At 46.9% G+C, this 22,729-nt stretch carries 25 protein-coding genes; 5 read left to right on the forward strand and 20 right to left on the reverse strand.

The window, feature by feature from the left end; genetic code table 11:
* Nucleotides 1-38: 38 nt before the first annotated feature.
* The 13 genes from G459_RS0117730 to G459_RS0117805 form a co-directional block, all read right to left on the reverse strand.
* Entirely contained in the window at nucleotides 39-1,196 is a 1,158-nt protein-coding gene (locus G459_RS0117730) for a helix-turn-helix domain-containing protein (protein ID WP_026968838.1), read from the reverse strand.
* A gap of 163 nt (nucleotides 1,197-1,359) precedes the next feature.
* Entirely contained in the window at nucleotides 1,360-1,665 is a 306-nt protein-coding gene (gene trxA / locus G459_RS0117735; RefSeq protein ID WP_026968839.1) for a thioredoxin, read from the reverse strand.
* Between the two features lie 732 nt (nucleotides 1,666-2,397).
* On the reverse strand, nucleotides 2,398-3,114 hold the full coding sequence (locus G459_RS0117745) for a hypothetical protein (RefSeq protein WP_026968841.1): 717 nt from the start codon (nucleotides 3,112-3,114) through the stop codon (nucleotides 2,398-2,400).
* A 79-nt stretch (nucleotides 3,115-3,193) separates the two neighbouring features.
* Nucleotides 3,194-3,649 (reverse strand): hypothetical protein, encoded by a 456-nt coding sequence (locus G459_RS0117750; RefSeq protein WP_157373372.1) that lies wholly within the window; start codon nucleotides 3,647-3,649, stop codon nucleotides 3,194-3,196.
* Nucleotides 3,650-4,298: 649 nt separating this feature from the next.
* Nucleotides 4,299-4,856 carry an OmpH/Skp family outer membrane protein gene (locus G459_RS0117765; RefSeq protein ID WP_026968844.1) on the reverse strand — a complete coding sequence of 186 codons (558 nt, stop codon included), beginning with the start codon at nucleotides 4,854-4,856 and terminating at the stop codon, nucleotides 4,299-4,301.
* 13 nt (nucleotides 4,857-4,869) lie between these two features.
* Nucleotides 4,870-5,400: an OmpH/Skp family outer membrane protein gene (locus tag G459_RS0117770; RefSeq protein ID WP_026968845.1), complete on the reverse strand. Its 531-nt coding sequence runs from the start codon at nucleotides 5,398-5,400 to the stop codon at nucleotides 4,870-4,872.
* Between the two features lie 91 nt (nucleotides 5,401-5,491).
* The gene (locus G459_RS0117775; RefSeq protein ID WP_026968846.1) at nucleotides 5,492-8,182 is read right to left on the reverse strand and encodes a BamA/OMP85 family outer membrane protein; all 2,691 of its coding nucleotides are present in this window, start codon (nucleotides 8,180-8,182) and stop codon (nucleotides 5,492-5,494) included.
* Nucleotides 8,183-8,395: 213 nt separating this feature from the next.
* Nucleotides 8,396-9,133, reverse strand: a complete 738-nt coding sequence (locus G459_RS0117780; RefSeq protein WP_026968847.1) for an undecaprenyl pyrophosphate synthase — start codon at nucleotides 9,131-9,133, stop codon at nucleotides 8,396-8,398.
* Nucleotides 9,134-9,214: 81 nt separating this feature from the next.
* Nucleotides 9,215-9,976, reverse strand: a complete 762-nt coding sequence (gene porG / locus G459_RS0117785) for a type IX secretion system protein PorG (RefSeq protein ID WP_026968848.1) — start codon at nucleotides 9,974-9,976, stop codon at nucleotides 9,215-9,217.
* A gap of 91 nt (nucleotides 9,977-10,067) precedes the next feature.
* Complete coding sequence (locus G459_RS0117790; protein WP_026968849.1) at nucleotides 10,068-10,943, reverse strand: NAD kinase; 876 nt, start codon at nucleotides 10,941-10,943, stop codon at nucleotides 10,068-10,070.
* A 180-nt stretch (nucleotides 10,944-11,123) separates the two neighbouring features.
* Entirely contained in the window at nucleotides 11,124-11,789 is a 666-nt protein-coding gene (locus G459_RS0117795; RefSeq protein WP_026968850.1) for a CBS domain-containing protein, read from the reverse strand.
* Between the two features lie 81 nt (nucleotides 11,790-11,870).
* Nucleotides 11,871-13,070, reverse strand: a complete 1,200-nt coding sequence (chrA, locus tag G459_RS0117800) for a chromate efflux transporter (protein ID WP_026968851.1) — start codon at nucleotides 13,068-13,070, stop codon at nucleotides 11,871-11,873.
* A 1-nt stretch (nucleotide 13,071) separates the two neighbouring features.
* The gene (locus tag G459_RS0117805; RefSeq protein ID WP_026968852.1) at nucleotides 13,072-14,049 is read right to left on the reverse strand and encodes an isopenicillin N synthase family dioxygenase; all 978 of its coding nucleotides are present in this window, start codon (nucleotides 14,047-14,049) and stop codon (nucleotides 13,072-13,074) included.
* Between the two features lie 76 nt (nucleotides 14,050-14,125).
* Between G459_RS0117805 and G459_RS0117810 the strand changes: the two genes are divergently transcribed.
* From G459_RS0117810 to G459_RS0117835, 5 genes are all read left to right on the forward strand, one after another.
* Nucleotides 14,126-14,896: a hypothetical protein gene (locus G459_RS0117810; RefSeq protein ID WP_026968853.1), complete on the forward strand. Its 771-nt coding sequence runs from the start codon at nucleotides 14,126-14,128 to the stop codon at nucleotides 14,894-14,896.
* Between the two features lie 36 nt (nucleotides 14,897-14,932).
* Entirely contained in the window at nucleotides 14,933-16,204 is a 1,272-nt protein-coding gene (gene serS / locus G459_RS0117815; RefSeq protein ID WP_026968854.1) for a serine--tRNA ligase, read from the forward strand.
* A 335-nt stretch (nucleotides 16,205-16,539) separates the two neighbouring features.
* Complete coding sequence (locus tag G459_RS0117825) at nucleotides 16,540-17,172, forward strand: peroxiredoxin (RefSeq protein ID WP_026968855.1); 633 nt, start codon at nucleotides 16,540-16,542, stop codon at nucleotides 17,170-17,172.
* Nucleotides 17,173-17,174: 2 nt separating this feature from the next.
* A complete protein-coding gene (locus tag G459_RS0117830; RefSeq protein WP_425393748.1) occupies nucleotides 17,175-17,486 on the forward strand; it encodes a thioredoxin family protein in 312 nt (103 codons plus the stop codon).
* A complete protein-coding gene (locus G459_RS0117835; protein ID WP_026968857.1) occupies nucleotides 17,467-17,715 on the forward strand; it encodes a DUF6952 family protein in 249 nt (82 codons plus the stop codon). The genes G459_RS0117830 and G459_RS0117835 overlap by 20 nt, the downstream gene beginning before the upstream one ends.
* Nucleotides 17,716-17,801: 86 nt before the next feature.
* On the opposite strand, the gene G459_RS0117840 is transcribed toward G459_RS0117835, so the two are convergent.
* The 7 genes from G459_RS0117840 to nusB all read right to left on the reverse strand — a co-directional run bounded on the left by G459_RS0117840 (nucleotide 17,802) and on the right by nusB (nucleotide 22,696).
* Nucleotides 17,802-18,686 (reverse strand): bestrophin family protein, encoded by an 885-nt coding sequence (locus G459_RS0117840; RefSeq protein WP_026968858.1) that lies wholly within the window; start codon nucleotides 18,684-18,686, stop codon nucleotides 17,802-17,804.
* 82 nt (nucleotides 18,687-18,768) lie between these two features.
* On the reverse strand, nucleotides 18,769-19,377 hold the full coding sequence (gene coaE, locus G459_RS0117845) for a dephospho-CoA kinase (protein WP_026968859.1): 609 nt from the start codon (nucleotides 19,375-19,377) through the stop codon (nucleotides 18,769-18,771).
* A complete protein-coding gene (locus tag G459_RS0117850; protein ID WP_026968860.1) occupies nucleotides 19,370-20,335 on the reverse strand; it encodes a YbbR-like domain-containing protein in 966 nt (321 codons plus the stop codon). Before G459_RS0117850 ends, coaE begins: the two co-directional genes overlap by 8 nt.
* 8 nt (nucleotides 20,336-20,343) lie before the next feature.
* The gene (gene yajC / locus G459_RS0117855; protein WP_026968861.1) at nucleotides 20,344-20,661 is read right to left on the reverse strand and encodes a preprotein translocase subunit YajC; all 318 of its coding nucleotides are present in this window, start codon (nucleotides 20,659-20,661) and stop codon (nucleotides 20,344-20,346) included.
* 2 nt (nucleotides 20,662-20,663) lie between these two features.
* Entirely contained in the window at nucleotides 20,664-21,200 is a 537-nt protein-coding gene (locus tag G459_RS0117860) for a DUF1573 domain-containing protein (protein ID WP_026968862.1), read from the reverse strand.
* A 1-nt stretch (nucleotide 21,201) separates the two neighbouring features.
* A complete protein-coding gene (locus tag G459_RS0117865) occupies nucleotides 21,202-21,504 on the reverse strand; it encodes a YtxH domain-containing protein (protein WP_026968863.1) in 303 nt (100 codons plus the stop codon).
* A 7-nt stretch (nucleotides 21,505-21,511) separates the two neighbouring features.
* On the reverse strand, nucleotides 21,512-22,696 hold the full coding sequence (nusB, locus tag G459_RS0117870) for a transcription antitermination factor NusB (RefSeq protein WP_026968864.1): 1,185 nt from the start codon (nucleotides 22,694-22,696) through the stop codon (nucleotides 21,512-21,514).
* Nucleotides 22,697-22,729 lie beyond the last annotated feature (33 nt).

The raw sequence follows: 22,729 nt of genomic DNA on the forward strand, positions 1-22,729 counted from the left end.
CCTGACCTTTGACTTCTCAAATCCCGATTTGAGAGTTTTTATCTCCCACTTTCCTCCATTTCCTGCCTGCGCTGGAAATAGGTGCCTGGCGTTTCTCCTTTGAGTTTCTTAAAAGTCCGCTGAAAGGTCGCCGAAGAATTGAATCCGCAACTGTTGGCGATCCCCAGCAGAGTCAGGTTGATGTTTTCCGTTTTTTTCAATTCCCTGCAGAAAGCCTCTACCCGGTAGGAATTTATAAAGTCATTGAAATTCATCCCCGCTTCTTGGTTAAGCGTTTTAGAAATCTGCTTGGGTGGTAGGTCGATTTTCTCGGATAAGAGGGCGAGACTGAGCTCCGGATTGCGGTACAGTTGATCCGATTCCACGGTAGTTTGGATCAAAACCATGTGCGGAGATTTTTCATCTTGGGTGAAAATCTCTCTATCGGCCAAGTTTCGTTTTCTGGTAGGTTCGGTAGTGATTGATCGAATTTTGAGATAACCGGCGATCGCGATCCAATAGAGAAACAACACCAAAAGGATCTCGACGGGGTAGTATTCCGACCAACTGAAAGGCCAGACGTCAAAGTAAGAGATCAGTACTGTGGGTGGCCAAATCAAAGCTAGGAGCAGTTGGAAGATCAGCAGTTGCTTTAGCCAAGCTAGCGCTGGTTTACTGGTTTTTGGACCTTTTTTATCAGAACGAAATACCTTGGAATGGCGGATAAAATGCCGGACAGAGAATAGGGTAAAGAACAGATAGACCAACACGCTCAGCGGCTCGCTGTACCAGCCATAAAACTGTCCGGCCATTCTCAGCCAAGGCTGGAAGTTCAAAATCTCCGTTTTAGTCAGATAGTAGGCGATCCAGCAAATCGACAGATAGCCGAATTGAAAGAAGGAGAAGGAATACAAGAGCAGTACTTTCCGTCGTGAAACAGGGGCGTTACCTAGGAGAGAACGCTGATAGAGATAAAACGACGGGCCGACCAGGAAGATCAGCACAAAGGGGAAATAGTCGAAAAAGGTCGTGTATTGCTCGAGATTAGCGCTCCAATTAAAGGTCTCCAATCCGTTGTACACCAACGCCAGCACAGCGAGGCCAAGATAAACTGCTCCGGGATGCCGTTTGCTTGCGAAAAGAACTACCGCAAACGTGAGACCTTGCACCGCTCCAAAGAGAATCAGAATATTGACCAAGCTTAAGTCAAGGTTCATGCAAGGAGGATTTGGGTTACGAACTGGGAATTTTGGAAATAGTCTGCTGGAAATATTTACTGTTAAGTTAAAAGAATACTGTCAACGTTTGTTCAATGTGGAGAAGGAGTGTTTTTCCCTTTGCAAGAAAATGGGATCAATCGATCTTTTCAGAAACCCAAGATCAGACGAACCCCTTCAATTGCTGGAGCAAGTCCCGCTTCGTGAGGACGCCTCCCTTTCTCCAGAGAATCTTGCCCCGCTTGAACAGGATGTAGTGGGGGATTGACCGGACGGCAAACTGCTGACTGAGCTGGGGGTGTTTGTCCACGTTCAGCTTGAGCAGCTTGATCTTTCCTCCCAACTCGGCGAGCACTTCTTCTAAGATCGGATTCATCGTCAGGCAAGGCCCACACCAGTCGGCGTAGAAATCCACCAGCACGGCATCCTGACTTTGGCTGATAAGGTCCTTTGGGTTCTTTTTGGACATGGGGTAATATACACACGGGCTGCCATGCAAGACAAGATATGAGCAATCGAGTCTGGCGGTCTTATTCGACGTTGACGTCGAAATAAACACCCGAATCTGCATACTTCCGTTCGACTAGTTTGAAATACGGAATCTCCGTCACTGCTAAACAATCCATAGGGAATAGATTTATCTGATAGACTAATTTACCCTCGCAAATAAATAGCTCTTCGGAGGAAAGTCCTATGCATTGGTGGTGTACATACAGTCCGGCTAAAATGACATACTTGTCGAAATCAATTTGTTGATATTGCGGACAATGAATGTATTGCTCTAGCTTTTCTTGAGAATCGATAACTACGTTAAAATTCTGGGCAGGGTCATCCCGTTTAACCCCACATACTTCCAAATCAAATTCGGTGAGATCCAGACTCGGAACTTCTAATCGATTTCCTTCATTGCAATTCTTAATATCTGGACTTTCGTCGCAGCTAGAGAGTGCTAGAATTGAAGACAAAATGAGAATTAATTTTTTCACCCCTTGTATACTATGTTTAAAAAAACCGGCTGGTCACTCGATCAGTCAGTTTTAAAATTATCCAGAAAGAATAACGATATCCTAAAATGGTTGGGAAAAAATTTCCGCTGTAAAATATTTATTCTGATAAGTATCGCCATACGGTGGTATTGGAGATGATGAGGTTTTTGGGATAAAAAGAAGGAGTATATCACATCCCCTTTTTTAACCCAATACTACTTTCTCAGCTTCATGGAGTAACCCAATTCTAACGCCCAGAAACTTAGATTTGTCGAATGGGTAACGTAGAATTCCTCAGATTCATAGATAACTTTTGGGAAATCCCTAACGATCACCTCCTCCATCAAAGAAATCCCAAGAGTCCCTTTTACAAACAGGGTTGATCTTTCGCCAAGAGAATAGTGAAGTTCAAGATTTGGTTTTACCAAAGGGAATATCCGACTTTTTACTTCTTGTGACCCTGAGAAAGTAAGATCGTAAAGAGGGACGCCATAGGCGACACGTCTGATTTGGAAGGTTCTATCGCTTTCATAATGTTTATTGTCAATAGGAACTATTCCAATACCCAATGCCAAGTTAAATCGGATAGAAAATTTTGTTTTAGGGAGGTGATGTTCATAGCCGACTAATGGCAAAATTGAGAAATGATGAATTTCCTTGAGGTCAAAGCGCATAAGTTCAAATTGAAATCCATTCCCATATCTGTTTACTCCGAGATCGATTCCATAAATTAATCCATTTTCTTTGATTTTTAATCCAGAAGCGGTAATGGACCAGCCGTTTCGATACACGGTTCTCAACCCGTCAAAGTTTCCGCTGTAATCCCAATTGATCTTTGGGAATCCAAACGAAAGATTGAGTGTGTTTTGGGCATCTACTTCGGATTGAGATACCAGACATAATATGAAAGCTGTTACTATGACTTTGAGCATTGGTTATAATCCTTTGTCGTCCACATGGACTATGTCAAAAAAAGCGGCTGGTCACTCGATCGGCCGGTTGGAAAAATATTTAGAAAGAATGCCGATATCCTAAAAGGGTAGAGAAATAATTTCCGCTGTAAAAATATTTATTCTGATAAGTAGCACCATCAACTTCAATCCGGTTCAAATCAATAACAATGGAAGGTTCTCTTAAATCAAGTCCCCATCGGGCAGAAAGGGTTATTCTAGACTTACTAGATAGATCATAAAACACTCCTACCTCTGGCTTGATTAGAATTGTAAACTCTTCAATGCTTCTCTGTCCATATAGCTTAACAGGAATTCTTGGCTGTCCATTTGGCAGTTGAATAGCTTGTAATTCCCCTCCCATAAATTCATAATCATTTTCCGAATTATACGTGAGATGTAGGACAGTTGAGAAACTCACACCTGCCTTGGGAAGGATGAAGATGTCTTTCTGAACCTTGGGACCAAATGCAAAATAGTCAAACCTTGATCCCCCCAGATTTCTTTCTGGATCCAAAGGAGTATAAGTTAGATATAAATCAAACCTATAATACTCCCATTCAAACCCATAGGACAGTCCATTGTCCAAGGACTTACACCCAGACTGAAAAAAACATGGTCACTTGTCGAAGCTGCTAAATCTGGAAAATTCCCCTGATAGTCCAGCTTGGTATTCCCAGTTCCAATTTTCGACTCAATGGCCAATCCGTTTTGGGCGAACGAAGTATCAATTAGGAACAATAAAAGAAATATGGAAACTATAATTTGGAATGATCTCATATTTAATATTCTTTATCTGTTTGCTCTAAGAGCGTTTCAAATTATACCGAGAAGAACGACTGTTATCAAAGCTTTATTTTTAGTGAATGTGAGATTAAGTTTAATTAAAGGTCTCAATAGTAAAACATTCAAAAAATACCCTGCACAGGGTATTTTTTGAATGTTTTTGATGATTGTTTTATTGTTATTGATTTAGTTTTATACTATCTCCCAAGAGATGACAGAATCTGACTTCTACACCAACGGGAGACGATGGTCGCCATAAAAATCCACGAGCACTGCATCCTGACTTTGGCTGATAAGGTCCTTTGGGTTCTTTTTGGGCATGGCGTTAAATGAAAAAACCGACCTCTTGGGAAGGTCGGTTTCAGAAGGGTTAACGAAAATTAATTTTGAGTTGGAGTCGCTGCGGGTGCAGCCGGCATCTGGAGGCCAAGCTTAGCCAATACCAGCTCCGTAAATTTGTCTTCTTCTTTGGTATAAAGAAGGATAGGAGACTGACCTGCCGTCTCGGCAAAGATGTGTGTGTAGCCATTTTCAGCCGCCACCGCATTGATCGCGTTGATCACTTTGGTCTGTACCGGCTCCAGCAATTCGCCGAGCTTTCTTTGATAGGATGTTTGGGCGTCTTGCTGATATTTCTGGACGTCCTGCTCAAGTTTACCCAGTTCCTGTTCTTTGGCTCCACGAGCTTCCTCCGTCATTGTAGTCGCAGCTTGCTGATATGCCTGTACCTGTTTTTGGAAATCCGCCACCTTGGTTTGGATGTTCGTTTGCAGCTGAGTTTGATAATCCTGGATATCTGCTCCGATTTGTTCCATCTCGGGCATCAAGTCCATGATAAATTCCACACTCGTGTAGCCGATTTTTACTTCCTGAGCCTGAGCGGCAAATCCTACGAATAGCATCGCTACTGCCGCTAGGATAACTTTTACTTTCATCATTTGGTGTTTGTATTTAATTGTTTTCTTCAATTCCCAATTCTTCCAGGACAAACTCAGAGTAGTCGTGTCTTGGATCTGTATAAATAATCGCGGACGGGCCGGCAGCCTTGTCAAACAAAACCGCGAGGTTGTTTCGCCTCGACACCCGCTCGATTGCATCGTAGATCTTGGACTGGAGGGGTTGGAGCAGTTCTGCCTGCTTTTGGTAATACATCCCGTCAATGCCAAAGATCCTGCTGTTAAATTCCTGCGAGGCCTTTTGCTTCGCCTTGATCTCTTCCAGTCGCTGCTGGTACATCTCTTCTGTCAACAAAACCTCCTCTGCCTTGAGCTGGGTGGTCAATTCTTTGACCTCCTGATCCAAACTTTGTGCCTCTTTCTTCCAATCGGTACTTAGCTTGGCCAGCTCATCTTGGACTACCTTGTAGTCGGGATGCTTGTTCAGGACGTATTCCGAATCAATGTATCCAAACTTTTGAGCAGCCAATGGGCCTGCCTGAAGCAGAATGAGCAGCAAAAGTACAATTTTCAGTGATTTATCCATGGGTTCGTTTTGTTTTCATAGCCATTGAAGCGCTGACTGGAGACACTTCATTTTTTGCATAAATTAACTAAACGAATCACTGCAACCAAGCCTATCTCAATTGCTGACCGATGGTAAAGTGGAACTGTGCCCCACTTCGCTCCAATTGCCCAGGAACCCGGTCAAACCCGTAGCCCCAGTCGATCCCAAGTAGTCCGAAGGCAGGCATAAAGATTCGCGCACCGAAGCCAGCTGATTTTTTGAGATCGTATGGGTTGTACTCCTTGTATGATCCCCAGTTGTTCCCTGCCTCAGCAAAGCCCAGGAGGAAGATGGTAGCGGAAGGGTTAGGAGAAACCAGGAATCGTACCTCGGTCACAAACTTGTTGTACACCACCCCACCGTATGGCTCGCCTGAGCCTCTGGTCTCAGAGCCAGGGGTTATGGACTGGTTCTCGTAGCCTCTTAGTCCGATGATCTCTTGGCCGAGGGCAAAGTTGTTGAAGGTCATACCGTCCCCGCCCATTACGAAGCGTTCCAGGGGAATGATGCCGATCTTGTCGCCGTAAGAGCCCAGGAAGCCCATGTGTGCCCGTGCACTTCCCACAAATTTGGAAGAACCAAAAAGCGGTGTATAGAAGGCCGCGTCAAACATCCACTTGTGATACTCCAGCCACTTGTATTTCTCCTGATCGGGAGATTCGGAGTTGATATCTTTATTCAGAGAGGAGTAAGGGGGGGTGAAAGCCACCGAAAGCGAGATATTGGAGCCCACCCTTGGGAAGGTCATGTTGTCAATATTGGTCCTGGCAATAGTGGTATTCCAGGTAATACTCTTGGAAGTACCGTCCTCGTAGGACAATCCGAAGTAATTGCCATAGTTGTTAAATACATAGTTTTGGAACTGCAGGGAATTGCTGATGCTGAAGTTGTCATCCGGCCAGGTGACCCGCTTGGCCAATCCCAGGGTCACACCGGTGATCCTAAAGAACCCGGCTTCACTACCAAAGTTGGTTGGGTTGTTGTAATTTATCTCTCTTTGTACCGAGTGGTTGAAAGAGAAGCTAAGCGCTTGAGGCTTTTTGCCGCCAAACCAAGGTTCCGTCAGGGAGATCGAATAGTTTTGGAAGGTCTTTCCGTTGGCTTGTACCCGCAGCGAAAGCTTCTGTCCATCGCCTACCGGAAGTGGATCCCACTTGCTGAAGTCCCCGATATTTTTGATCGAGAAGTTGTTGAACACCAAGCCGACTGTACCTACGAATCCGTAGAATCCGCCCCATCCACCGGAAAGCTCGATCTGGTCATTGGGTCTTTCTTCCAGTTCGAATGTGATATCCACCGTCGCTGCTTCGAAGTTTGGTCTCAGGTCAGGATTGATCTTCTCCGGGTCAAAGTAGCCGAGCGTCGAAAGTTCCCGGATAGTTCTCACCAAGGCTGCCCGGTTAAATTTTTGTCCGGGAAGGATTCGGATTTCACGCATGACGACGTGATCAGAGGTCCGTTCGTTTCCTGTGATGTTCACGCTGTTCACAGTCACTTGAGGCCCTTCGAATATTCTCATCTCCAAGTCGATCGAGTCGCCCGATACATTGACTTCTACTGGATCGATGTCGAAAAAGAGATAGCCATCGTCCTGATACAGGGAGCTGACGTCGTCGCCCTTTTGAGGATCGTAGTTCAATCGTTTGTCGAGTTTTTCTTTGTCATAGACGTCGCCTTTCTGGATGCCCAGCTTTGCCTGTAGGACAGCACTTGGATGGACGTAGTTGCCCGCAAAGGTGATGTTTCGATAGTAGTATTTTTTCCCTTCGACCACATCGATGTCGATGTTGATCTTGTCATCCGCAAAGTTGTAGACCGAGTCGGTCAGGATCTTTGCATCCCGGAAACCCTTGGTATTGTAGAAGGCGATGACTTGGTCTTTGTCGTTTCGGTATTCCTTGGGGATATACTTCGAGCCACTAAAGAAGTTGAGCTTGAAATTCTTGTTGATATAGTTCTTTACGTCTTCGTTGGAGGCAGTGTCGGTATGCATGATGGAATTCTTGACACTGGCCGCATCCGCATCCGCGATCCTTGAGTAGACGTCTTTGAACACCGCAACGCGCGCATGCTCTTTGGTCTTCTTCATCTTGCCCTTGAGGGCACCGTCGGTGAGCTCAGAGTTTCCGTAGAATTGGATCTCATTGATCTTCACCTTGGAATTGATGTCGATGTCAAATCTGAGCTTGACGCTGTTGGGTAGCGTGGTATCGCGAACTTGTGAAATCTTAACGTCGGTATTGAGATATCCTTTGTCCAGGTAATATTTTTCGATATTTCGCTTGGCGGTATTCAGTACGTCATCGCGCACGACTCTGCCGCGGATGTTTACTTTGTCACGAAGCTCGCCTTCCTGTGTTTTGTTGATGCCACTGAATTCCACTCTGGAAAAACGGGGTCTCTCCGTCAGGTCAAGCAGGAGGTAGATGTCGTCTCCTTCGATCTTGGTCACGAGTATTTTTACGTCTCCGATGATGCCCTGGCCCCAAAGTTTCTTCAGTGCATTGGAGATAGCGTCGCCCGGGACGTCGATCCGGTCGTCGACTTTCAGGCCCGAAAGGGAAATAATCGCTATTTCATCCAGCGTCGAAAGTCCCACTGCTTTGATTTCTGCAATTCTGAACTTCTGGGGCTTGGAATAATTCAGTTCCAGAATGTTGACTGGTTTTGTTGAAGCATACCGGCTTTGTCCCAGACGGATCTGGGAAAATGCCGAAGCAGACCATATCAAGCAAAACAGAATTAATAAACTTCTTTTCATGTGTTTAATAAATATTTTCAATCGCCACATAGCCTGTCCCACATGGATCCCGATAGCTATCGGGGGCATCCCACTGCGCGTCGTCGTCGACATGCGCGATCTTATAAATTACAATTTGACCTATTGAGGCCATCCCGGTGTCGGGAAGAGTCTCGCAGGAATAGTCTCACACTGCTGCGAGACACTTGAATCCTACTCGATTTGATCGATTACTTAAGATTTAACTTGCTCGCCGGTCTTTCCGAATCTTCTTTCTCGTTGCTGATAATCTTTCACGGCGGCATAAAGGTGCTCTATTCTGAAATCAGGCCACAGTACCGGTGTGAAATACAGTTCGGTATAGGCCAGCTGCCAGAGCAGAAAGTTGCTGATCCGGTATTCACCGCTGGTGCGGATCATCAGCTCCGGGTCGGGGATTCCGGCCGTGTCCAAATGATCAGCAATAGTCTGCTGGGTGATTTCCTCGGGTTTCAGTTTTCCCTCAGAGATTTTTTGGGCAATGCGTTTGGTTGCTTGGGTGAGTTCCCACTGTCCACTGTAGCTCAGCGCGAGCACCACGGTAAGGCCGGTGTTGGTTTCGGTCTGTCTCTTGGCTTCCTCCAGTTTTTCTTGGGCCGATTTCGGAAGACTGCTCAGATCCCCGATCGAAATCAACCGGATGTTATTTTTCATCATCATTGAAATCTCGTCGATGATTGTCTTGACCAATAGCTGCATCAGCGCTTTCACCTCGTCCTTTGGACGGGACCAGTTTTCAGTGGAAAATGAAAATAGCGTCAGGTATTTTACCCCCAGATTATCTGCTCCTTCGATGGCATCTTTGACCGCCTGAATCGCGTGTCGATGTCCGAAGATCCTCATGGCGCCTTTCTTCTTGGCCCAACGGCCATTGCCGTCCATGATAATTGCAATATGTTTTGGGGTGTTGCTTAGGTCTAGTTTTTCCTTCATTCCAATGGCTTGGGTACCTAATTTTTTGGAGGTACAAAAATGCTATTTCTTTTCCAATTATCAGCCCTAGCTATCAATTTATTAATAAGCGTAGCACCTCACATTGGCAATTGTATAGCTGATAGTCAGCCCCGCGAAGTAATACCAATCCTTGGTGTTTGGGTTGCCAAAATTGATCCCGTAGGGAGGTATTTGTCCGGTAGAAGGATCGGTCGGCGGCTGGTATCTGGGGATCGCCGGCAGGCTGCTGTCGATCTTATCAAGATAGTCCGTCATCGTCGGCCGGAACCCGAGTTCAGCCGCCAAAGTCCATTGGTCGCTCAGCCGGTATTTCACGCCTCCGCCAAACGGGATGACCACAGAACTCAAGCTGTACTTTTCCGATGGAAGGTACGCGTAAGTGTTGCCTTTCATCATGAAATGGGAATAGCCCAATCCAAAGAAGGCGTACGGCGACCATCTGAACTCGGAATCATTGCGCAGGAAATCCAGAAAGTTGAATTCCATCACTGCGCTCCCCTCAATCACTCCGCCCCTAAACCTGCCATCTCTAACCTGAGCTGCGCGGTCCAAAGGCCTGAGGCTATCCTCAGCCTGAAGGATGGAAGAGCTGATAGCGACTCTCAAGCTCCACACATTGTCAAAATTTCTCTTGCCAAACAACGTGCCTTGAAGTCCAATTTGACGGGGGTCAACTTTGCGGATTATATCCCCGGTGTATGTTGCTGCACCGAGACCTCCACCTACCTCATATTTCTGTGCGTTGACAGGGCCAAGATAGCCGATCAAAACTAGGGTGAATACGAGTAAGTGTCTGATAATCTTAAAATTGACCTTTTTCAAGACGGTGCAAGTTATGAAGTACCCAACGTTTAAAAAACGCCGTTTTGTATTTGACGGGTTAATTAATGTTAAGCTCATTTAGTAGGTTTTTTCAGTTTCTCATATCGAAACCCCAGTTGAGCTTTTGGCGCAAGGTGTCAAAGAAATGAAAGTGAGGCAATTTGACCAATTTTGCCGAAAACAACTCTTTTTTGACGCTGAGTTTTATCTCCGAAGAAATGGAAGTAGATCTGGAGTCGAGTGAAATCAGGAATTTTTCGGACCGGCCTTCTATCTCAAAGCTGATTTCGCAGTCGTCTGACACAATGATAGGCCGGACGTTTAGGTTGTGCGGACTTACAGGAGTGATCACAAAACTCTTAGTATCCGGAGTGATCAAAGGGCCGCCACAGCTCAGTGAGTAGCCAGTCGATCCAGTCGGGGTGGAGACAATCAGTCCGTCAGCCCAGTATGAGTTGAGGTATTTTCCGTCTATGTAAGTGTGGACGGTGATCATCGAGGAGGTGTCACGCTTATGAATCGTGAATTCATTGAGGGCGAAATTGATCCCGTTGAAGAGTTTTCGGCTACACTCCAGTGAAATGAGTGAGCGGGTTTCGATCTGGAAGTTTGCGTAAGCCAGATTTTCGATGACTTCGCCGATCCGGTCAGTGACCGCTGTGGCGAGGAATCCCAGTCGCCCCGTATTCAATCCCAATACTGGGATCTCCAGATGACCTATCAGGCAGACGGCGTCCAGCAAGGTGCCATCCCCTCCGATTGAAATCAAAAAATCAACTGACTCAAGATCTTCCTGATTTTCAATGAGCCAGTAGGTGTGCCGTGCTTTGCCCAGCATCTTCAATGCCCGATCCATGGGTTCGGTGACCAGAATTTCGATCTGGTGTTTTTCGAGTTCCTGAAAGAGTCGATCGATGTCGGGAATGTGTTCCGGCTTAAAAACAAGGCCGTGCAAGGCTATTTTCATATGACTATAATTTGTCTTTTAAAGGCCATATGGAATGCCCTTTATAATCATCCCCGTGAGTGAGAAAGGTTTTCTCATGGGCATTTCATGTGTTTATAAGTGGTTTTTAGCGGTCACGTGGAATGCCCTGCTTAAAAATTCCCGCGTGTAACCTGCCATTCTCATGGGGCATTTCATGCCTTAAATATCTAAAAATCTCAGCAAGTTACCGATTCGGTCTTCTTCGTTGGTGATTCCGGACTCCTCCTGATAGTGGTCAATCACCCGATAGCCAAATCGCTCGAGGGTGGCTTTGACATGGCGGAGCTCCAATTTGTCCAGCTTCAGCGTAAGCTTGATCTTGCTGTCGTCCAGCGGATCAGTGGTGATGAAGGAGCTCAGGATTTTGGTGTTTTCCGACTCTACGAGGCGCGAGATTTCGGAGAGATGATAGTCTGTCATGTTCATCGACAGGATCAGCACGCTTCCCTGAGACTTGATCGACAGACTGTCTGCAAAGGCTGCAATTGCATCTTCCATGGTGATCACGCCGAGGTACGATTTTTCCCGATCCAGCACAGCGACCAGATGTGATTGATTTTCGGAGGCTACTCGTAGTACATCGTAGATATGCTTGTCGGAATAGACCCAGCAGTCGCCCGCTTCCAGTTCAATCGTGCCAATCAGTTGATCCGAATTGTTCAGCTCAAAGATCACCTCATCTCCAATAAACCCCAAAAATCTTCCCTGATCGGATACCGGGAGCGAATCGGTGCGGATTTCTTCCATCCAAGCCAATGCCATCCCGGCTCGGTCGCTGAGCTTGAGCGGGGGGATCAGATTATTGATGAACTCGTAGGCTTGCATGAGAGAAATTTAGGAAATGAATTTAGAACACAAAACGCTTTTCTGGGTATTCTTGTTCCTTTTCGTTTTTTGGCCCAATGATTAGAGCGAAAAGTAATTGGCTGCGATGCCCAAAACGATACCCGCCAGGATAATCACCGGTGAGGAAATCTTGGAAAACTGTAAGACCGAGTAGGTGCCCAAGATGAACACAATGTGGAGCGCATTTGCTTCTAAGGGCTCAAAAAGGAGGTATGCCGCCGCAATCAACATCCCGCAGGATACGGCATTGATGCCTTCGAGCGCCGCACGCACCGGCCGATAGAGCTTGAGCTGATCCCAAAAACGGATCACGAAGAATATCAGAAAAATGCCTGGGAGAAATATCCCCGCCGCCGCGATCAGTCCGCCCATCAAGAATCCACTCAATCCAAATTCTCTCATAGAAAGGGCGCCTATGTAGGATGAAATGGAAAAAGTCGGCCCCGGAATGCCCTGGGATATCGCGTATCCGGTCAGGAACTCTTCAGAACTCAGGAAGTGCTTGAAGTCGACAAACTCGGTGTAGAGGTAGGGGACGAGTACCTGTCCACCTCCAAATATCAAACTGCCGTTTCGATAGAAGTTCTCAAAAAGGAGGATCGGCTGATAGTTGGTAATAGCACCAGCGACCGCAGCCAAGATCAGGACTCCGCCCCAGAGGTAGAAATTTGCCCACTTGATTACCAACGCTTTTTCTTCCTCCGCCTTGGGCTGGTTTTTGTATTTGATCGAGGTGCTCAAGCCGCCGAGTACCAGCATCACCGGAAAGATGTAAGGAGAGCTGTAGAAGAATGAGACAAAGGCCGATATGAGCATCAGTATCATTGCTTCGGTACTTTTGACCATCTTGGTAATGGTTTTTTGCGCAGCAAAAATGATAAACCCAATCGCCATCGGCTGGATAAACCGGGCAAAACCAAGAGCTCCCGGCGTATTTTCCTGCAAAAATTGAATCAAAACAGCCGTCGCCGTCATGATCAGAGTCGCGGGGAGAATCCATACAAAAAGTGCCAGATAGGCGAGGTTTGGTCCACCCACCCGAAATCCAATGGCGGAGATCAGCTGGGTGGACGATGGACCTGGGAGGATATTGCAAAGAGCATTCAACTCCCAGAGTTCATCCTCTGTGATGTAGGCCCGGTTTTTCACCATCCGCTCCAGCAGCATTGCCAAAAATGCCTGCGGCCCACCGAATGCGGTGATGGAAAGCGTCAGGACATCTTTGAGAAATACATAATATCGGACTTTGCGGACCGACATCTTATTTCTTCAAACCTAATTCGCGGAGTCTTTCATCCAAAAACTCTCCTGCTGTGGCATCTGTGAACTGTTTGGGATTGCTTTCGTCGATGCAGTTGTCGAGACAGGTGAGATCCATCTCTGATCTCGGATGCATGAAAAAGGGGATAGAATACCTGCTGGTGTGCATCATCTCCTTTGGCGGATTGACCACACGGTGGATCGTCGACTTCAGTTTTTTGTTAGTGAGACGCTCCAGCATATCGCCGACATTCACGACCAGCTGATCGGGAAGGGCCGTGATTGGGATCCACTTGCCGTCTCTTCTCAACACCTGCAGGCCATCAGCGCTTGCTCCCATCAGGAGTGTGATCAGGTTGATATCGCCATGCTCAGCGGCGCGGACAGCATCGGCGGGGACTTCGTCGGGATTTTCGATCGGGAAATAGTGGATCTGACGCAAGATGGAATTGCCGTAGGCGACTTTGTCTTCAAAGTAGTCTTCCGGAAGGTCCAGATTCAAGGCAATTGCCTGGAGCATTGCCTTGCCGGCATTTTCCAAGGTGTGATAGGCTTCGACTGCGGCCTTCTGAAACTCCTGAATTTCGGCGGGCCAGACGTTTTCGGGATACTCGCCTTTCACCGTATCCGAGTCGGGAATAAATTCCAGCGGCTGACCTACGTGGAAAAATTCCTTCAGATCACCGGTATTTCGGCCTTTGGCATGCTCTTTTCCCTTGCCGGTGTAGCCACGCTGGTATCCGATTTCCGGTTTTTCGTATTTCTTTTTTAAGTCATCCGGCAGGGAAAAAAAGGCCTTGATCGAACTGTAAAGACGATCCTGAAGATCCTTGGAAAGTCCGTGGTTTTTGATCGCTACAAAACCGATGTTTTGGTAGGCTTCTCCCAGCTTCTCCACAAAAGCCGCTTTCTGTTCGGGAGTTCCGGAAGTGAAGTCAGCCAGATCCAAACTTGGAATTTCATCAAAGAGGATGTCCATTTAGTTATTGTTAAGTTTGATGTACCAATATAATTCTTCAAAAATAAATATCTTTAAACTCAATCTGGATTGCTAAATGAAGAAAATCCTCCTGTTGCCAATTTTGTGTGCTGTGCTCGTAGTCGGCTGTTCGGAAGGTAGGCGAAAAATAAATGAAGCAGTGGTGGATGAGTTTTCGGATTCACTTTCTGCGGATCCGACGATTCCCAAGGTTACTTTTTATCAGTTTGAAGATTCATCCGCTTACCCGGACGCAATCCTCGAATTGCATACTCCCCTGGGTAATCAGGTTTTCCGTCCCGGGAAAGTGCCTTTTGAATTCAACAGCAAGAACTTCCCGTTTGAAGAGGTTGCTGGTGAGAGCGCCAAGCTTTTCATGATCCTGAATGGCGGCGATCCAGTGGGCTATTATTCGCCGATATTCCAACGGGAACTGACGCAGGGAACCTACCGGGTGGTCGGTTTTCTGGTTGACAAAGAAGGACATGCCTTGAAAAGTTTTGGGAATTATGTTGACAGGGACTTTATCGTGGGCGACTCGAGACCGTTTCCTTACTCCGGGGAGCCGTATTTGGCTGTGAATCTACCCCGAAACGCGCAGACACTTTCGCAGGGAGAAGAACTCGTCATCGACTTTTTGGTCTTGGGCGGAGATATGAAGCTGGACGGGCTAAAAGTCCAGATCAAAGTCAACGACTATCTGTATGAGATTGACCACATGGCGCCGGTGCGTCTGACCAATCTGCCAGTTGGAGAATACCAGGTGCATGTGAAGCTTTTGTTGACGAATGGAAAAGAACTCGACGGACCATTCTCTACGGTCACCAAAACAGTCTATGTCCGATAAGTCCTTATCTTTGGACACCAAAATCAAGATTTCTTCATGCTTTTAGTCAATCAAATCCGGGAAAATTACGCCGGTATGCTAGCCGGTCTGCAAAAGCGCAACATTCACAATGCCGCGAATCTTCTCCTTGAGGTGATCACGTTGGATGACCAGAGAAAGTCGACACAGACCCAGCGCGACCAGTGTCAGGCTGAGGCGAATACCATTTCGAAGCAAATCGGCCAACTGATGAAGGAAGGCAAAGCGCAGGAAGCGATCGCCATCCGTGAGCGGACCAGTGAGCTCAAAGACCAAATCAAACTGCTGGAAGATCAGTATTCCAAGACAGAAGACGAGCTCAAAGCCCTGCTTTATACCATCCCCAATGTACCCCACGAGTCCGTGCCGAAGGGGAAGACTCCGGAGGACAATGAGATTGTGCTGGAAAACGGGACGATCCCGACTCTTTTTGAGGGAAAGCTGCCGCACTGGGATCTGATCAAGAAGTACGACATCATTGACTTTGACCTGGGGGTGAAAATCGCCGGCGCCGGTTTTCCGGTGTACAAAGGAAAAGGAGCAAGACTACAGCGTGCGCTGATCAATTTCTTTTTGGATGAGGCGTTGGCCATGGGATTCACGGAGATTCAGCCGCCGATCTTGGTCAATGAGGAATCCGGGTATGGAACGGGTCAGTTGCCTGACAAGGAAGGACAGATGTACCATTCTACAGCCGATGATCTCTACCTGATTCCTACCGCCGAAGTACCGATCACCAATCTCTACCGGGACGTCATCGTCTCTGAGGAAGATCTTCCGATCAAAAACGTCGGCTATACGCCATGCTTCCGACGTGAGGCTGGTTCCTGGGGAGCTCATGTCAGAGGACTGAACAGACTTCACCAGTTTGACAAGGTGGAGATCGTCCAGATCACGCACCCTGACAAATCCTACGAGGCGCTCGAAAGCATGAGCAGCTATGTGCAGGGACTTTTGCAAAAGTTGGAGCTCCCTTACCGGGTACTCAGACTCTGCGGAGGCGACATGGGCTTCACTTCAGCACTGACCTACGACATGGAAGTCTATTCTGCCGCACAGGAGCGCTGGCTGGAGGTAAGTTCTGTGTCCAACTTTGAAACGTACCAGACGAACCGTCTGAAGCTGAGATTCCGTGGCGAAGACAAAAAGACGCAGCTGGCGCATTCGCTCAACGGTTCCGCTTTGGCTTTACCACGAATCGTGGCGTCCATCCTGGAAAATAATCAGACTCCCGACGGCATCAAGATGCCAAAGGTGCTCCATCAGTATCTCGGATTTGATTCCATCTAGAATCGACACAATCTAGAAGTACTACAAGCCGTCCGGAAGACATTCAGGACGGTTTTTTCTTTTTCAACCCCTCAAAGGTGTACTCCTATAGCGGCGGTAAATCTTCAATAGATTATTTCAATAGTAGACTTTTTCTTCTGCACGTGCGCCGTTTCCCGCGTTTTTTCAATCAGAAATTTGTTCGAATCGATGCTTTTGTTTCGCCTGTTTTCAATCGGGCAATAGTTTGATTGGCGGCCTTCTTCTTTTTTGATTTGGCAATCAAACACCCTGTTTGTTAGAAAGTTTATTTAAAGAGTTAAATTTGTCTAACAAATCATCAAAAAAACAGCAATATGGCATTAGTCGGAAAAAAGGCTCCAGCATTTTCAGTAGGAGCGGTAATCAACGGAGAAGAAATCGTCGAAAACTTCAGCTTGGCACAGTACATCGGCCAAAAGAATGTGATCCTGTTCTTTTATCCGAAAGACTTCACTTTTGTTTGCCCTACCGAACTCCATGCTTTCCAAAGCAAACTCGCTGAGTTCGAAAAAAGAGACACTGTCGTGATCGGCTGCTCTACAGATACTGAAGAGACTCACCTGGCTTGGTTGATGACTGCCAAGGATCAAGGCGGAATCGAAGGCGTAACCTATACCATCTTGGCCGATGTGGCTAAGACCATCTCCTTGAACTACGGTGTATTGGGCGGCGAGTATTCTTTTGACGCAGTGACGCGTACTTGGTCTTTCTCTGGAGCGCCTATCGCTTACAGAGGTACCTTCCTGATTGACAAAGAAGGAATCGTCCGTCACGAGTCTGTCAATGATTTCCCACTGGGAAGAAACATCGACGAATACCTGAGAATCGTAGACGCGCAGCTTCACGTGGAGAAGTTTGGCGAGGTATGTCCTGCCAACTGGGAAGAAGGAAAAGCTGCGATGCAAGCTACCAACGAAGGAGTCGCCAACTACCTATCCAATAATTAATCATGATCGAACTGACCGAAGATACCCTGCAGGAGCTGGTAGCTCAGCATGACAATGTAGTCGTGCAGTACTCTGCCGGCTGGTGTGGCAACTGCCGAATCATGAAGCCCAAGTTCAAAAGACTGGCTGGCGAAAATGCCAATGCGGTCTTTGTGCTGGTGGATGCTGAGAAATTTCCCAATTCCAGAAAATTGGCTCAGGTAAACAACCTGCCGACTTTCGCTGCCTTCAAAGGTGGGTCTTTGCTCAATCAGATACAGACCAACAAAGAAGATCAACTCAAAGCGCTGATTCATGAAGTTGCCGGTAATTAAGACCATTCAGAAGACCTGCACTCCAGAGCAGATCGAGACGGCTTTGGCAGTGTTGGAAAACATCTCAGAGGCCCCTTCGCTGAAGGAGCCGGAGATCGATGTGATCGGAGAACTGATCTCCAATCTCTGCGGAGCGCTGGAAGTGCATGAGATGATCGCCGGTGGAATGACTGAAAAAGATGCCGGAAATGCCTTTATGAAAAAAGTGCTCGGCTCGATCGACAGATAATAAAATAGTATTTAGGGTTTATTGAAGTGGAAAAGGAATCTCGTTTGGGATTCCTTTTTTTTTGTGGGTTGGCCGGGTATCAGAGTTTAGCCCAAAATCTCGCCGACATGCCGCTGGATATTTTCCGACATTTTCCCCATCGGAAGATCATTTTCATCGCTTCCAAAAGGTTCTTCAATCTCCTCGGCAATAAGCTCCAAACTGGCCAATACATAGAAGACAAACGCAACAATCGGCGCTGCGAAATATCCAAGAAGATAAGCGTAGCCGATCGGAAGCGAGAGCGTGTAGAGCATGATGAATTTTTTGATAAACGAGCTGTAGCTGTAAGGGATCGGGGTGTTTTTGATCCGCTCGCAAGCACCACAAATATCCGTGAGTGCGGATATTTCCCCATTCAAGACAATCAGTTGGTCGCCGGTGATTTTTCCTCCTTTGTAGAGCAGATTGATCTTGGCAAACAGGCCTTTGGCAACCTGATTCGGAACATGCTTTTCCGCGTCGACTTTGGCTGGGAGCCCCTCGATCTCTCCGTCGTGGAGGCTGTATTCAGTCTGCTTGGACTGGAGATGGTCTTTCAGGCAAAAGGCATAAATCGGAATGGCCCGACGGAAAAATGTTCTCACTTCCTCTTCTGAAGGATCAGTCATACCGGCGATCTTGATTGCTAAGTTTCGGCTGTTGTTGACGAGTTGGCCCCAGAGTTTTCTCCCTTCCCACCAGCGGTCGTAGGCGGTGTTGGTACGGAATACGAGCAGCATCGATATGACGAAACTGAGCAGACTGTGCATTTGGGGCAGATTCCTTATCCAACTGTCAGCCGAAACTTCTAAATAATTGATCTCTAAATAGACTATTCCAACTGAGTAAGCGATAAGCAGCAAAATCAAAGGCGCCAGCTTATTCAGAGTGTCTGATTTGGTGACTAAAAAAAGAAATTGTAACCAGTCTTTGTTGTCGTAAACCTTCATAAGGGAAAGAGTAACTGATAAAAATAATGTTAGGAATTGGTAACCGCTTACGAGATACCGCCCTTTTTAAAAGAGGAATAAATTAGATGATGTCTTCAGAGAGCGTCTTGTGGATAGCCAGTACTTGGGGGATTAGCAGTTTTGTATCCGTGTTTTTGACTACAAAATCTGCCAATTCGTTCTTCTCCTCATCAGGCATCTGCTGGTCGATGATATGGTTGATCTGCGCTTCGTCGCGGTGGGGATCACGCATGAGCGTGCGGGCGACGCGGATCTTCAGCGGAGAGCTGACATTGATTACTTTGTCCAGCTCTTTGTTTGCACCGGTTTCGAAAAGTAAAGCAGCTTCTTTGAGCAGGTAGGGGCTATCTTGATTTTCAGCCCATGTCTTGAAGTCCCTGCCCACGGCGGGATGAACCAGCGCATTGATTTGCTTTACTTTCTCAGGATCGGAAAAAACTTTCTCAGCCAAATAAGCTCGGTTGACAGCGCCGTCAGCCAAATAGCTCTCGTCGCCAAAAGCTGAGCAGATTCCGGATTTTAGCGTTGGATCGTGGGCCATGAGCCATTTGGCCCGATCGTCTGAGCCATAGACCGGAATTCCCAATAGTTGGAATATTCTGCAGACCGTGGATTTTCCTGAGCCGATTCCCCCGGTGATTCCTATCCAAAGTGGCCTGCGACTACTCATATTTCAACTTGACAAAAGCAGGATCGACCTTGATTTCTTTGATGTAGCTGGGGTTGGGCTTCACCACGATGGTGATGGTGCTGTCTTCCCGGTTTCTTTTCCCATAGTCCAAGACCGCCTCGAATTCCATGTCTTTCAATTCGGTCACCTTACTTCCATCTACCAGGTAGGTGGCCATCGGAGTCAGGTCTTCGTTTTCCAGCGTGACAGATTTTGGAAAATTGACCTTTCTCACCTTTAGGCGTTTGTTTCCCTCCAGAAACTGGATCACCGCAAAATTCACCTCGATGTTCTCGTCCTGAAGAGTGAGGATGTCGGCGAGTTCCTCTTGGATTTGAAGGGGGACGGATTTGTTGAAGTTTTCACTGATCCGGGCTTCATCCAGCGAAACCGTGAACTTGCCGCCGAAGCTGTCGAGCAAGGAAGACGGGCCGATCAGCGTCACTTGGCTTGGACTGAAAGTGATTTCTCCTTCGATCTCCACATTCTTTGCGAGGGTGAAGCTGGTTGAGTCCAAGACTGGATCCAGTTTTCTGGTCTCGATCTGATCGATGTGGTAGGGGATCGAATCCTTCAGCATCCCGATCAGCGTGGTCGGGGTGATAAAGTCGCCCAAAGGCCGCTTCAGATCCGAAGTGAGGATGAAACTTTTTGACGATGGCTCGACGAGGTTAATGACAAAGGGGGGCTCGTTGAGCTTGAAGTATTTGCGAAGCAGATCCCATCCATTACCGGAAATCTGGATCGGTACGCTTTGTGGAAGTGGCTGCACCGCCATGTATTCGGCCTTGTCGTAATCCCATTGGATTGGGTAGTCTACAATAGTGGTGTAGTTGTCCTTGTTGAGGGCATTTAAAATCCAAAAAGTGGTAGCCGCCGCGATGCAGAGGACTACCACTTTTAGATTTGAGAGTTTTTTGGAAGAAATCCTTCCGGAGGATTTTTTAGGTTCCGGCAAAGCTCAATTTATTTGGATGGGTTAGATTTCTTGGAGAAGTCTAGGGAGATAGCGGATTTCTCGACGGTCACTTTGAACCCACGATCCAGCTCGAGCTGGACAGTGTCTCCGTCTACGCTGTAGACTTTTCCGTGAAGGCCGCCGATGGTCACGACATCCTCTCCTTTTTTGATTTCCTCAATGAATTTTTTGGTTTCCTTTTGTTTTTTCTGCTGCGGTCTGATCATGAAGAAATACATGATCAAGATGATGGATCCGAATAGAAAAACCTGTCCAAGGATCCCTCCGCCACCAACTGCGGCCTGTGCTAATACGGTATTGATCATGATTATTTTTTCAAAGGACCAGCAGGAGCTGCAGCGCCGGCTAATTTAGGAGTTACTGAGCCCTTCATTCTCAATCGGGTCACGGTTGGGTTGGTGTTTGCCTGAATAGTCACTGTCGGAGCCTGGGCGCCGGATTTTGCAGTAGAGTTGAAGACCACTTTTACCATTCCTTTTTCCCCTGGATTGACTGGAGTCTTGGTCCACTCTGGGCTGGTACAGCCGCAAGAAGCAGTAATGTTGGAGATCACCAGTGGCGATTGGCCGTTGTTGGTGAAATTGAACACGTGCTCCACGACTTGACCTTCATTGATCGTTCCGAAATCGTACTCCATTTCGGCAAATTCGAACCCGCCGAGTGAACTTGGATCAGCCGGAGTTGCAGATTGGGCGTTGACAGGAGTCACAGCAGTATTGCTGGATTCCAGTTGCGCGATTTTGTCCTCTAGAGCCTGAATTTTAGCTGCGTTGTCGTCTTTCTGCGTGCAGGAGCTAGCCAAAACCAACGCCAGTGCGAATGCGCTTAGCAATTTGATTTTCATATTAGTTATTACCTTGGTTAATTTGATCGATTAATTTATTGACATCATTCAGCAGGTTTTCTGCTTTGTTTTTCGCTTCGGAAATCACGCGTTTTCCTTCGGTTTTTGCCTCATTGAGGTGAAGTTCTTTGCCTTCTACCAGCTCATCGATGAGTTCTTCCAACTCCTTCTTATACTTGGAAAGCTTGAAAGAAAGTTTGTCGCGCGTATTTGCCCCGGTGTCAGGAGCAAACAGAATGCCCAGTGCGGCGCCTACTCCGGCACCGAGGGCAAATGCAAATAGAGTATTTGTGCTCTTGCTCATAGTTTTCTTATTTGTTGTCCAGAAGTCCTCGACCACTCTTACGAATTTGGCCGCTTTCGGTTAGTTCTTTTGCCAAAACGTCCAACAATCCGTTCACAAACTGTTTGCTTTTCGGAGTACTGTAGGTTTTAGAGATATCAATGTACTCATTGATGCTCACTTTCACCGGTATGCTGGGGAAATGTTTCATCTCTGCAATGGCCATCGAAATGATAATTTTATCCGTATAGGCCAATCGATCAATGTCCCAGTTTTTGGTTTTTTGGGCGATCAGAGACCTGCTCAATGCGTCATTTTCGATGGTGAAGTTAAAGATATTTTGAAAAAACTCCTTATCCTCCTCCCAGTTGATAGCGATCTCAGGCATTTGATCTCCCTCTGATTCTTCCGATCCGACAGCGTTTTTCAACACCTTAGAGGCGAGGCTTCTGACGACTGCTTTATTCTCGGTCCAGTTCAGATCTTTTTCTGAAAAGTACGTGAGGATGACGTCGTTTTTGAAGATCACTTTTTTCAGAAGATCATCGACCGCCTCAAAATCCTGCTCTATCGTCGGCTCAGCCAGGTTGACATATTCCTGATAGGTCTCAGAAGTCTTGATGTAATCCCGAAACCACTCTTTGATCTCCAGCTCGATATCGTCCAGATTGACATTGTTTCTAGCAATGGCGGCCCGATAAGGCTGGGACTCCCGGATATTTCTGAGTACCTGGTTATTTGCCAGATTTAGCTCGTTGCTGAAAGCCACCGGGTTGTCTCCGGCGAGTCTTTTCTTTTTTTCAATGTCCTTTTCGACATGCTTTGCAAATGCCTGGAGCAGTTCGATTGCCAGCAGGTAGAGCTGTGGAATCCGCTCGGCAGAAGCGACCATATTTCGCAACATGAAGTCGTGGTCCTTTTCATTCGCAGCGCGGACTTGCTTAAGCGCCTGAAGTACCACCTGTTTGATCTTTGTCTTTGCTTCAGACGATTTCAGCAGGCTCTCATTTTCCAGGTTTTGGTCGAAAAGCTTTACAGCCTCCTCCGCATCCCGGGTGAGTGCAGGTTTGTCCTGTACTTCCATGCTGTTGAGATCTGGCAAAAAAGACTCCCGGATGAAGTCTCTGGCAATATTAAGATTAGATCCTTTGCATTGTTCAAAAGCATAGAGATTCTGAAATGCCTTGACTCTGAGGATTCTTCTGTTTAGCATATAGGTTGTAAAAGAGCCGTAAATATAGGGAAT

This window comes from Algoriphagus terrigena DSM 22685 (genome assembly GCF_000429445.1).
Lineage (GTDB): Bacteria > Bacteroidota > Bacteroidia > Cytophagales > Cyclobacteriaceae > Algoriphagus > Algoriphagus terrigena.

Coding starts and splice junctions, on each gene's coding strand:
- nusB (WP_026968864.1), bottom strand. CDS start 22,696: ATGCTAAACAGAAGAATCCTCAGAGTCAAGGCATTTCAGAATCTCTAT.
- G459_RS0117780 (WP_026968847.1), bottom strand. CDS start 9,133: ATGAAGGAAAAACTAGACCTAAGCAACACCCCAAAACATATTGCAATT.
- yajC (WP_026968861.1), bottom strand. CDS start 20,661: ATGATCAATACCGTATTAGCACAGGCCGCAGTTGGTGGCGGAGGGATC.
- G459_RS0117835 (WP_026968857.1), top strand. CDS start 17,467: ATGAAGTTGCCGGTAATTAAGACCATTCAGAAGACCTGCACTCCAGAG.
- G459_RS0117790 (WP_026968849.1), bottom strand. CDS start 10,943: ATGAAAATAGCCTTGCACGGCCTTGTTTTTAAGCCGGAACACATTCCC.
- G459_RS0117775 (WP_026968846.1), bottom strand. CDS start 8,182: ATGAAAAGAAGTTTATTAATTCTGTTTTGCTTGATATGGTCTGCTTCG.
- chrA (WP_026968851.1), bottom strand. CDS start 13,070: ATGTCGGTCCGCAAAGTCCGATATTATGTATTTCTCAAAGATGTCCTG.
- coaE (WP_026968859.1), bottom strand. CDS start 19,377: ATGAGTAGTCGCAGGCCACTTTGGATAGGAATCACCGGGGGAATCGGC.
- G459_RS0117860 (WP_026968862.1), bottom strand. CDS start 21,200: ATGAAAATCAAATTGCTAAGCGCATTCGCACTGGCGTTGGTTTTGGCT.
- G459_RS0117825 (WP_026968855.1), top strand. CDS start 16,540: ATGGCATTAGTCGGAAAAAAGGCTCCAGCATTTTCAGTAGGAGCGGTA.
- G459_RS0117865 (WP_026968863.1), bottom strand. CDS start 21,504: ATGAGCAAGAGCACAAATACTCTATTTGCATTTGCCCTCGGTGCCGGA.
- G459_RS0117840 (WP_026968858.1), bottom strand. CDS start 18,686: ATGAAGGTTTACGACAACAAAGACTGGTTACAATTTCTTTTTTTAGTC.
- G459_RS0117795 (WP_026968850.1), bottom strand. CDS start 11,789: ATGCAAGCCTACGAGTTCATCAATAATCTGATCCCCCCGCTCAAGCTC.
- G459_RS0117830 (WP_425393748.1), top strand. CDS start 17,175: ATGATCGAACTGACCGAAGATACCCTGCAGGAGCTGGTAGCTCAGCAT.
- serS (WP_026968854.1), top strand. CDS start 14,933: ATGCTTTTAGTCAATCAAATCCGGGAAAATTACGCCGGTATGCTAGCC.
- G459_RS0117770 (WP_026968845.1), bottom strand. CDS start 5,400: ATGGATAAATCACTGAAAATTGTACTTTTGCTGCTCATTCTGCTTCAG.
- G459_RS0117810 (WP_026968853.1), top strand. CDS start 14,126: ATGAAGAAAATCCTCCTGTTGCCAATTTTGTGTGCTGTGCTCGTAGTC.
- G459_RS0117730 (WP_026968838.1), bottom strand. CDS start 1,196: ATGAACCTTGACTTAAGCTTGGTCAATATTCTGATTCTCTTTGGAGCG.
- trxA (WP_026968839.1), bottom strand. CDS start 1,665: ATGTCCAAAAAGAACCCAAAGGACCTTATCAGCCAAAGTCAGGATGCC.
- G459_RS0117745 (WP_026968841.1), bottom strand. CDS start 3,114: ATGCTCAAAGTCATAGTAACAGCTTTCATATTATGTCTGGTATCTCAA.
- G459_RS0117765 (WP_026968844.1), bottom strand. CDS start 4,856: ATGATGAAAGTAAAAGTTATCCTAGCGGCAGTAGCGATGCTATTCGTA.
- G459_RS0117805 (WP_026968852.1), bottom strand. CDS start 14,049: ATGGACATCCTCTTTGATGAAATTCCAAGTTTGGATCTGGCTGACTTC.